The organism is Candidatus Polarisedimenticolia bacterium (genome assembly GCA_035764505.1).
Lineage (GTDB): Bacteria > Acidobacteriota > Polarisedimenticolia > Gp22-AA2 > AA152 > AA152.
This window is the reverse complement of the sequence record DASTZC010000143.1, coordinates 1-10993: the sequence shown is the minus strand read 5'-3', so window position 1 is coordinate 10993 and position 10993 is coordinate 1. Positions and strand designations below refer to the sequence as shown.

At 65.3% G+C, this 10993-nt stretch carries 7 protein-coding genes; 2 read left to right on the top strand and 5 right to left on the bottom strand.

The window, feature by feature from the left end:
- On the top strand, positions 1–1307 hold a 1307-nt coding region (locus tag VFW45_09925), incomplete at its 5' end, for a hypothetical protein (protein ID HEU5181101.1).
- A 230-nt stretch (positions 1308–1537) separates the two neighbouring features.
- A complete protein-coding gene (locus VFW45_09920; GenBank protein ID HEU5181100.1) occupies positions 1538–2878 on the top strand; it encodes a hypothetical protein in 1341 nt (446 codons plus the stop codon).
- On the opposite strand, the gene VFW45_09915 is transcribed toward VFW45_09920, so the two are convergent.
- From VFW45_09915 to hemA, 5 genes are all read right to left on the bottom strand, one after another.
- Positions 2859–5780: a protein kinase gene (locus tag VFW45_09915; protein HEU5181099.1), complete on the bottom strand. Its 2922-nt coding sequence runs from the start codon at positions 5778–5780 to the stop codon at positions 2859–2861. The genes VFW45_09920 and VFW45_09915 overlap by 20 nt on opposite strands.
- A 413-nt stretch (positions 5781–6193) precedes the next feature.
- Entirely contained in the window at positions 6194–8083 is a 1890-nt protein-coding gene (locus VFW45_09910; protein HEU5181098.1) for a S9 family peptidase, read from the bottom strand.
- 399 nt (positions 8084–8482) lie between these two features.
- A complete protein-coding gene (locus VFW45_09905; protein ID HEU5181097.1) occupies positions 8483–9271 on the bottom strand; it encodes a uroporphyrinogen-III synthase in 789 nt (262 codons plus the stop codon).
- Positions 9268–10224 carry a hydroxymethylbilane synthase gene (hemC, locus tag VFW45_09900; GenBank protein ID HEU5181096.1) on the bottom strand — a complete coding sequence of 319 codons (957 nt, stop codon included), beginning with the start codon at positions 10222–10224 and terminating at the stop codon, positions 9268–9270. Before hemC ends, VFW45_09905 begins: the two co-directional genes overlap by 4 nt.
- Positions 10202–10993, bottom strand: a 792-nt coding sequence (gene hemA / locus VFW45_09895) for a glutamyl-tRNA reductase (GenBank protein ID HEU5181095.1), incomplete at its 5' end; no start/stop codon positions are given. The genes hemC and hemA, both read right to left, overlap by 23 nt.

The window sequence follows — 10993 nt, the reverse complement described above, 5'->3', positions numbered from 1 at the left end:
ATCCCGAAACCGGCGTTTGCGTCGGCTGCAACGTCAGCTCCGACTGTCAGGATCCCTCGCATCCCTTCTGCGATGCCGGAACCAACACCTGCGTCCAATGCCTCACGGACACGGAGTGCAATAACGGCAACGTGTGCGATGGCATCGAGACCTGCTCTAACAACGTCTGCCACGCCGGCATCGTGCTAGGGTGTGACGATGGGAATCCGTGCACCCAGGACTCCTGCCAAGCCGTGGGCGGTTGCACGCATACGGATGCCGGAGAGGCTCACGGCGCTTCTTGCGAATCGGTGACGGATAGCGCTCTCTGCCCGTTCCCGGACGATTCCTTCCGTCTGATTAACCTCCAGAATCCGACGTTGAACGCCTCCGGGAATCTGGTTCAGAACGACTTTCTACTGAACGCGACCAACCCTGGACAGGCGTATTACAACGTGTTCCACAGCGGAGCTCCGGGATCGGCCTTCAATCTCCAGATCGACATCCCCTGGCCTTTCATCACCCAGGGCGACAGACCGATCCAGGTCCACGACGCAACCGGGCCCGTAGGCGTGACGATGGGCGACGGCGCCTGCTTCGCGCCGACTGCCGCGCTGGACGGATACACGATCACGACGGCCGCGGGCAACCTCTCGAACAGTGGCAATCCCGTGATTCTGCGAAGCGACTACCCGGCGCAGAACCTCGGCAGCACCACGCCGGTATACGTGTCGGGTACGGTCCCGGCGAGCGGACTCGTCTACGTCACGGTCCATCTCAATTACGGGCTCAAGACCACGACCGGATGGCAGCAGGCGCTCGACCTGACGACCCTACAGGGGCCGGACACTAACCTCGACGGCACTCTGGATGGTCTTGGTGGTGGTGTGATCTACATCAAGGGAGGCACGCCGGCCAACCTGAATGGCCAGGACTACACCTTCGGTTTCTCGAACGGATCGAGCTTCACCAGCACGGTTTACAGCTTCAACGCGTTCAAGAAGAACGCCGGGGTCAACGGGCTGACCCTGAATCTCAAAGGCTCGCCCAGGCCCGGGGTCACCCTGCAGTTCTGGGGGCCGAGCGGCAACCTGCTGGCGACGACAATCTCCGATGGCGATGGCTTCTACTCCTTCCCCTACAAGCATGTCGGGAAGGAGGCGACCTACACGGTGAAGCTCCCCGACTTCGGACGGCAGGCTGCCGTGAAGCTGAAAGCCAACGGCTACGGCCTGGCAGTGTTTGACAATGTGCCGAGCGTCGATGGAACGGACGCTTCCACCACGAACTGGACCAAGACGAAGTCCCTCACGAACACAGCCCCCTGATCCCAGGGGGAAGAAGCAATCAGGCCCGGGCGAGCCATCCTGGTCGCCCGGGCTTTTGTTTTGGTGCGAGCGTCCCGCGCCGGAATGCTCCCTGCGAGCGCCGGGCTCAACAAGAATCTTGACGGAAAGGCCGAATGGGGGTAGATCGTCCGAGTCTCCAATCCATTGGACGCGTGAAGCGTGCGGCTTGAAATCGCCATCCCGCCCGCGCTTCGGAAGAGGAGGTTCTCATGCTTGCTTCCCGTTCCGTCTCTTTTCCCGTCAGGGCCTGGATCATCCGGGTCTTGCTCCCAGCTGCCGGATTGCTGTTCTGGAGCGCGTCTCCAGTCATCACGGCCCCGTCCAAACCCGAGCCCCTGATGACGCTCGCCATCGTCGGGGCCAAGGACGGCGTGGTCACCCGCCAGGTGGCCACCGGCTGGCCCCTCACCTTGAAGCTCTCGAGCAATGGAGAGCTGGGCATCGGGCGACCGTTCGTGACGCCCTTTTTCCCGCAATTCGGAGATGTCGGGTTCATCGTCTTCACGGACCCCGACGGCTGTCCCTCCTTCGATGCCATCAACGCCCTCTGTCCCGGCGGCGTGGACGAAACCATGCTTGAGTTCTGGCCCGACATGGATCGCGCCGGGGTTTCGAACCCCCACGGAAACGTTGAGCGGCTGATCGCTCTGACCGAAACGGGCGGCGGGGGAAGTCCCAAGGTCCTGGTCTTCGATCCCAACAGCGGCCTCAACGACCTTTTGGTCCGCTATGGGCCCTACGTCGGAGGCGACGATACGTTGGCGCTCCGATGCGTCGGAGGACGCCTCGCCATCTATCCGGGAGAGCCTTGCCTTTCGGACGCCGACTGCACCTCCGGCGGCACCTGTCGCCAGGTGCCTTTGGATGCTGACGGATTTGGCTACGGCGCCGATGACGACCTTCCCGGACTGGCGCTTTTCTCGGACACCGGAGTGGGTCTGGTCCTGGATCAAAGCTTCAACCCGGGACAACCGCGGCAGAGCAGAAACCTGGCGGGCTTGGTGCATTCCGTGGCCTATGAGCTGAGCGACGCCACCTCCAAGACCAGCCTCCAGGTTCACCTGAACGTCCCCGGAAGTCGGACGGTCGCGCTGCCCAGCTCGGCCGGCCCTTTTATTCCCACCGACAGCCCCCTGGGTTTGTTCACTCCCGCGGTTCTCGCAGATTTCTGCGTCGGAGATCCCCAGAGCTGCAACGTCGACGGCACCGGGCTCGTCCGCATCGACGGAGGCCCGCTCACCCCCATGAACGCGGCCGAGGTGGCTGGCTACCTCAATTCGAGGGTGGTGACGCTGCGCGCTTTCGTCGTGAACGGGACGGCGCCTTCTGTGCTGACCGATCTGAACGGGGATGGCGTTGTGGGCGCCAAGGACGCGGTGCTGGCGGGATACTCGCTTCTCTCCGGAGAGAAGGCCTTCCGTATCGTCGGGTTCTACGATGGGGAGCTGTTCGACCTCTTCCTGCCCTACGATTTCGACGGGAACGGCAAGACTCTCGGGGCCGTCGCATCGCCGAAGGGTCCGGGCGGCATCACGATCGTTCCCCGCTGACCGTCACGCCCGCAAGACGGCGGGCCTCGGTCAGATCGAGGAATTCGACGTCGGCGCGCGACCAGCGCTTCAGGACCTCCTGGGCGCCCGATTTCGCCTCGGACATCTGTCCCATCTTCTCCTGGATCTCGGCGAGCAGGAGCGCCGCGCGTACTCGATCCAGCTCGAGGTCCACTCGCGGCTTGGCCGGATCCTCGGGTGCTGCGGCCTGGCGCGCCGCGGCCATGGCCTCTTGGAGCTTTCCGGCTTCCTGGTAGGCACGGGCCAGGGCCAGACGGTAGATCGAATACTCGTAGCCGGAGAGCGCCACCGCCCGGGAGAGCTCTTCAGTGGCGCGCTCCGTCTGACCTTCCTGAAGCCAGGCAAGACCGGAGAGGAAGGCCGCCGCCTTCTCCTCGGCTCGGTCGGGATTGTCCGGAGGCAGGGCGCCCTTCAGGATCTGCGCGGCGGTTTCCCGCGCTGCCGCCGGTTTCCTTTCCCGGAGATCCAGAAGGCCCCGGGCGAACAGGTAGCGCGTGGGAACCGCGGGCGAGCGCTTCACACCCTCGTCGATCAGGGCGCGCGCCTCCCGGAGTCTCCCCAGCTCCATCATGCAGGTCCCGCGGATGGAAAGCGCCATGGCCTCGCGAACCTGCTCCTGGCGAAGCGGGCTCTCCAGGCCGGCGAGCACGCGGGCCGCGTCACGAAAGCGCCCCTGGGCGCGATACAGGGAAGCCAGCTGGAAGCCCGCATCGAGCCGGTTTCGAGGAAGCACGGCCGTATCCCGGATCAGCTTCGCAAGTCGTGCTTCCGCCCCGCTCCATTGATCCCGGAGGATCTCCACCTCCGAGAGGCTCACGGAGGAATAGTGGAACGTCGGGTCGAGATCCAGCGCCTTGTGGTATTCCGCCGCCGCCAGATCGAACTCTGACTGTGAGCGATAGGCGTCGCCCAGCAGGTGATGGCCGTTGGCGCTTCCGGGCTCCAGCTCCACGTATCGTCGCAGCGCGAGAACTGCCTGGTTGAAGTCCCCCTCCGCCAGGTACGCGCTTCCCAGCATGCTCCACGTTACCCGGTGCTCCGGTTCCATCTGCGCGATGATCTTCAGCTGGTCGATGGCCTCCTGGTTCCGGCCCAGGTCGGTGAGAATCGTCGCCAGCAGGTCGCGCGCTTCGACCTCGTGGGGATACAGCTTGATGAGCTCCTGGTACGCTTTCACCGCTTCTTCGTAACGCGTCGAAAAGTAGGCCTCGGTCGCGCGGATGTAGCGCGACTCGCGATCGGAAACTCGTCCCGCCTCCGCTGCCGCCCTCCGGATTTCCGACAACGCTTCATCCATTTTGCCCATGTCACCCAGCACTTGAGCAAGCCGGTACCGGGCCATGGTGAAATCCTCGGCGTCGCGTAAGGCCTCCCGGAACCGCACTTCCGCTTCTTCATAGTGATAGTAGGTCCAGGCCTGAAGTCCCTTCAGATATGCCTCGTAGGCGGCAGGGTTCTTGGCTAGAAAATCCGCCGCGAACACGTCCACCCCTTCGGCCGGAGGAAGGCCCAGTCCTTTTCGGGTGGCGGATGCAATGGTGTCCGCCGCGACGATGAGGGAATCAGCCGAGAGACCATCCACCCGCCGGGCCGCCGCCTCGCGGCCTTTTCTCGTGTCCGTGAGTCGGGCGGCGACGGTCAGTCCTCCTGGAGTGGTGACGATCTCGCCCGTGAGGAGGTAGCCGATTCCCCCTGAGGCGGCCGCCTGAGCCAGATCTTTGGGATTTGCCGACTTGCTCTGAAGGCTCTTCACCGTGTCCGCCGAGATCACCTGCGCATGGCGGGACTGCGCGAGATTGTCCATGATCAGGCGGGCCAGTCCCTCGCCGTACCAGTCGAGAGGACTCTGTCCCGTGCGGTTCTCGAAGGGGATGACGGCAACGACGGCGACGGGCGATTCTCCAGCGGCTGTCCCTGCCGGCAGCTGACCTCCCGGCCGGGCCGAGCGCGCGTAGCGCCATCCCATCCATCCGGCGAGGAAGAGGAGCACGACCGCCACGGCGGGGGCAAGCAGACGCTTTCGGCGCATCCTCAGGCCGTGAACGAGGCTGCCTCGCGGCACGGCGTGCTCGAGGTCGGCGAGAATGGCCTGAACCGTCGGGTAGCGCAGCGAGCGGTCGATGGCCATGCAACGCTCGAGGATCTGTTGCAGGTATTTCGGGGTTTTCGGATTCAGACGAGAAGCTGGAATCGGATCCTTCTGAAGCCTCTGGAGAGCCACCTCCCACGATGTCTGTCCGTGGAACGGCATGGTGCCGGTGAGCATTTGATAGAGAATCAGGCCCAGGGCATAAATGTCGGAGCGCTCGTCCGCCGGCTGGCCTTTGATCTGCTCGGGTGAGATGTAATCGGGCGTGCCCATCAAGGCGCCCGTCTCGGTCAAGCCCTCCGACTGCAGCGACTTGGCCAGACCGAAGTCGGAGACGTGCACATGATCCACTTCGTCGATGAGGATGTTCTGGGGCTTCAGATCCCGGTGAAGGACCTGCTGATCGTGGGCCGCGGCCAGACCCTCACAGATTTCCCGGAAGATGCGGACGACCCGATCGATGGACAGCCGGCCTTCCTCCCTGAGGAGAGCTGCCAGGTTGCGCCCGCGCACGTACTCCATGGTCAGGAAGAACACCCCGTCGCTCTCGCTCAGGTCATGGACCCGAAGAACGTTACGGTGCGTTACCTTGCTGGAAAGGTGCACCTCGCGCTTGAAGCGCCCGAGGATGGTCTGGTTCTCCGAGAGATCGGGGCGGATGAGCTTCACGGCCACCTCACGCTCCAGCTCCACATCGCGCGCCAGGTACACCTGGCCCATCCCCCCGGCGCCGAGGAGCCGGAGGATGCGGTAGCGCCGCCCCAGCTCCGTCCCCTCTGCGAGACGGGCCAAGGGCCGCGGACCTGGATTTGCCGCAAGCGTTGGGGGGAGCGACTCGCGACCAATTTCAGCCGCGCTGTCGGAGGTGGTCAACGAACGGCCGCAACCCGCACACGTTACGGTTTCAGCTGGATTGGCACGGCCGCAATCAGGACAGGTCATCCGGCCTCGGATTTCGGCGGGTGGGACGATGTGGACCACCTTTCGAACCCTATCCTAGGGGAAAAAGGTGTCTAGCTGAAATAGGGGGCGGAACACAAGGCACTGAAGTTTTTACCTGGAACCCGAGGGAATGAACAAGCTGTTCTCCGAGACATCCTTCTTAGGCATTGCGGACCCGCACGAGCCTCCGTTTCCGGCCAGAAGCCCCTACGTCGTGGGCTGGGGGTGCTGTTCGGCGCGATGCCCGCCGGCGCGATGCCCCCTCACGGCGCTTGCCGGACTCCCCGCAGGTGTCTGTCAAGGAACTCCACGGTCGCGCGGGAGGCCGCGATCCGGTTCGCGAGCTTGGACCAGCCGTGGCCTTCATCGGGGAACAGGATGTACTCCGCCACGCCGCCCTTGTCCCGGACGGCCTTCACGATCTGCTCCGCCTCGACGGCCGGGACGCGCGGATCGTTCGCTCCCTGGAGCACGAGGAGCGGCGCCTTGATCCTATCCACCTTGTGGATCGGCGAGATCGAATCGAGGAACTCGCCGTCCGCGACGGGATCGCCGTACTCCGTGGCGCGCAGGCCGGCGCGATACGAGGCGGTCTTGCCGAAGAACGTCCTGAAGTTTGCGATGCCGTATGAGTCGACCGCCGCCGCCCACAGATCCGGGTAGAGCGTGACGGCCGCGAGCGTCATGTACCCGCCGTAGGAGCCCCCGGCCACCGCGATCTTCCGGGCATCGACATAGCCGGATGCCTTCAACCAGTCGACGCCGGCGACCAGGTCCTTCACGGAGTCCTCGCGCTTCCTCACGTCGTCGAGGTGAGTGAATGTCTTGCCGTACCCCGTGGAGCCCCGGACATTGGGCGCCCAGACCGCGTACCCGCGGTTCACGTAGTACTGCGTCACGGGGCTGAATCCCGCGACGGTCTGTCCCTCGGGTCCCCCGTGCGGCGTGACGATGCAGGGAAGTCCGTCCCCCTTCCCGGCGCCCTTCGGGAGATAGAGAAACGACGGGATCTCCTTTCCGTCGAACGTCCTGTACCTCACGAGCTGCGGCTCGACGAACGCCGCCGCCGCGATTCCCGCCGTGGAGGAGCGTGTCACCCGCGCGAGCCTTCCGGAGGCGAGGTCGGCGATCCAGACGTCCGCCGTGCGCGACGGGCCGCTGAGGCTCATGGCCAGGAGCTTCCCGTTCCCAGAGAAGGTGAGGCCGTCGATCTGCCCCCGGAGAATCGAAAGGGCGGGGCGTTCCTTCAGGGTCGCCGCGTCGAGGATCGACAGCTCGTCGTAGCCGTCGGCGTTGACGGCGATCGCGAGCGTGCGGCCGTCACGGGAGAGGGCGCCGGAGGTCACGTCCCACTTCGGCTCCCGGATCCACTTGATCTTTCTTGCGCCGATATCGAGGCGCCCGAGCGCGAGGAACTCGCGGTTCTCGTCGCTGAGGACCCACAGCCCCGAATCATCGGCCGTCCATCCCAGAACGCGGTACTGGACCCGCCCCTCGTGCGGGGTCAGGTGGACGGGCCCGGCGGCAGCGCCGGCCGTCGAGAGGTCGAGCACGAACAGATCGTTGTCGAGGCTGGCGTTGTCACGTGAGACGAGAAGACGTGTCCCATCGTTGGAAAAGTCCCTGGCCGAGAACAGCGCGTCCTTCTCGAGGACCCGGCGCGCCTGTCGCGTCTCGACGTTCATCACGTACGCGTCGAACCACTTCGGATCGCGTTCGTTGCTGGAGTAGGAGATCCATGCGCCGTCCTTCGACCACGAGCCGAAGTTGTAACGGACGGCGGGGTTCGAGGTGAGGGCCACCTGACGGGAGCCATCCGGGGAGACGACCTGGATCTGGAAGTTCTCGTCGCCGCCCGTGTCCTTCGAGTACGCGATCCGGTCGCCTCGCGGCGACCACGCGATGCTGGTCACGCGGTCACCGAAGAACGTGATCTGATCCGGCCAGCCTCCCTGTGCCGGGACCGTCCATATCTGATTCGACCCGGTCACGTTGGTCAGGAAGGCGACGCTCTTCGCGTCGGGGGAGAGCTGCGGCGAGATGGCGGACCGGATGTTGAGGTAACGCTCGATGTCATACGTCCCGGGTGGGTCTGCGGCCGAGGCGGTCGCGACACCGAGGAAGACGAGCGCGAGTCCAGGGACGAGTTTCATGGCGAACTCCTTTGCCGAGGCCGGGCACACAAGGCCTCGGATCTACCGGCGTCTTGAAATCTCGACGACATGCTGGCTCAGCCACGCCTTCGATTTGTGTCAACAGTTGCGAAACACGGGGCCGTGCGTCATGTGCTGGTAAGGCCCGTATTTCTGAGTACCGGGTGGGCACAATGCTGATAGAAGTCAATCTCGAAGACCTGGCAAGGCCGGGACCGTCTTCTGTCGAGATCAAGTGATAGCTGCAGCTGGCGGCGGATGAGCAGGTTTCCTCGGAGCATGATGCCGGCGATGATGACCGTCGTGAGAACGTACGTCAAGGTCAGGGCGGCATTGACAACACCTATATTACTGTTGAGCAGTCCCTCATCGCGTTTCCTCAATTGACTGCTTCCTTCTTTACCTTACGAGCTCGCGGACGATTGCGCCGACCAGCTCCTCGAGCGTGGCGTGTGAGGGAACGATGTCGGGGTGAATGCCCCCATCGTGCGTGGCTTGTGCAGTGACTTCACCCAGGCAGGCCACTCGGGTTCCCTGCAATAGCCCCGGGAGGTCCGCGCCGTCCGCCAAATCTACGAAATGCCGCACGGCCGAGGCCGACGTGAAGGTGACGACCTCCAGGGAGCGCGATCGGAGGGCGGAAAGCAGCGCGTCACGGCTGTCCTCCGCTTTCACCGTCCGATAGACCGGCACCAGGCAGACCTTGGCGCCGCGCCTCCGCAGCTCCTCGACCAGCAGCTCTCTGGCTTCCAGGGCCCGCGGGAAGAGGATCTTCTGACCGGCTACTTCGCTCTCGGGCAGCAGATCCAGCAGCCCCTCGGCCCGATAGGTGGCGGCGTGCTGCACGTTGTGGCAGCCGGCGCGCTCGAGCGCCGCGGTGGTCTTCGGTCCGACCGCCGAGACGATGATGCGATCCGGCAGTCCTTCCGAATGGTGGAATTCATGAAGGCGCGCGAAGAAGCGATCGACCGCCGTGGCGCTGGTGAACAGTGCGCGATCGAAGCTCTCGAGCCGCGCGGCCGCCTCCATCAACGGCTCCCATGACGGAGGATCCTCGAAGCGCACCAGCGGAATGTGGATGACTTCCGCCCCTTGGGCTGAAAGGAGCCCGGTAAGCCGATCCTCCCCTTCCTCGGCCCGGGTGACCAGCACCTTCTTTCCGGCCAGGGGTCCGGTGGAAGGGTTCATGAAGCATGGCCGAGGATCCGCGCGCCTCCGGTCGACAGGACCTGCCGGCCCAGCTCCTCTCCCAGACGGACCGCCTCATTCCAGCTTCCTTCGATCTTTCCCCGCACCAACCTGGCACCCGAGGGATCCGCCACGACCCCATGGAGAGTCAGTTTCTCCGCCTCGACCGTCCCGAGTGCCCCCACCGGCATCTGGCAGCCTCCCCCCAGAACGCGCAGAAAGCTGCGCTCCGCTTCGACCGCCGCCGCGCTGGGAGGATGGTCGAGGGCATGCTTCAGGAACGCCCCGAGGTCGCGGTCCGAACGGCGAACCTCCAGGCCCAGAGCTCCCTGACCCGGAGCCGGGAGCATCTGTTCCGGAGAAAAGGTCCAGAAGGAGGGAGGCGAGATCCCGCAGCGATGCAACCCGGCCCCCGCCAGGATCACCGCATCGAATTCTCCGCGCGCCAGCTTTTCCAGGCGGGTGTCGACGTTGCCGCGGATTGGGAGGACCCGCAGATCGGGCCTCAGCGCCAGGAGCTGGCCGGTGCGCCGCGGGCTTCCGGTTCCCACCCGCGAGCCGGCGGGGAGATCGTCGAGGCTGCTTGCCTGCCGGAGAACCAGGATGTCGGCTGCGTCTTCACGCCCCGGAATCGCCGCGAGGATCAGATCGTCCGGCTGCTGCAGGGGGAGGTCCTTGAGGGAGTGAACGCCCAGATCGATCTCGCCGCTCAGCAGCGACTCTTCGATCTGCCGGACGAATATTCCCATCTCCTCACCGGAGGTGAGGGGCCTGTCGGGATCCTGGTCCCCGGAGGTCTTGATGATGCGCAGCTCTATCTGCAGCCCGGGGGCACGGCTCGAGAGCTCGCGCTCGACCCACCGCGCCTGCGCCAGCGCCAGCCGGCTCCCCCGCGTCCCGAGGACGAGGCGTCCCGGAGGAGGAGCGGCCTCAATCTCCGCGCGAAGGGTCATCGTCGTCCCCGGCGTCTTCGGGGGCTTCCTGGGGATCCCCCCATTCGGCCCCGGCATCGAGGCCCAGCGTCTCCCGGAAGAGACGCACGCGGGCGGCGGAGTGCGGATCCAGCGCGGCGCGCTTCACGGCGCGTATGGCGGGATGGAGGATCTTGCTCACCAACCCGGTCGTGATCTCCTCCACGGCGCGGCGCTGCTCCGCGGTGAGCGTGGAAAGGGCGCCGCGGTGGCGCTCGATCTCGGCGGCACGCACCGTCTCCAGCTTCTCCCGCGCCGCGACGATCACCGGCGAAAGGTCGCGCTGCATGCTCCATTGCTCGAAGCTCTCCAGCTCGCGCCGCACGATCTCCTCCGCGCGGCGCGCTTCCGATTCGCGCCCCTCCCGTCCGGCCTCGACGACCCGGACCAGATCGTCGAGGTCGTACAGATAGACGTGCTCGATCGTGTTGACCTTGGGGTCGATGTCGCGCGGCACCGCGATGTCGATCAGGAAGATGGGCCGTCCCTTGCGCGCCCGCATCAGCCGGGCTACCTCGGGAGCCCGCAGAATCGGCTCCTGGGCGGCGGTCGACGAGATGACGATGTCGACCTCCTCGAGCACCTGCTCCAGCCGTTCGAAGGGCTCCGCGGCGCCGCCCAGCCTCTGGGCCAGCTCCAGGGCGCGCGGCGCGCTGCGGTTAACGATGATGAGCGAACCGGCACCGCGCTCCTTCAGGGTGCGGGCCGCGATCTCCCCCATCTTGCCCGCGCCGAGAACCAGGACGCGCCG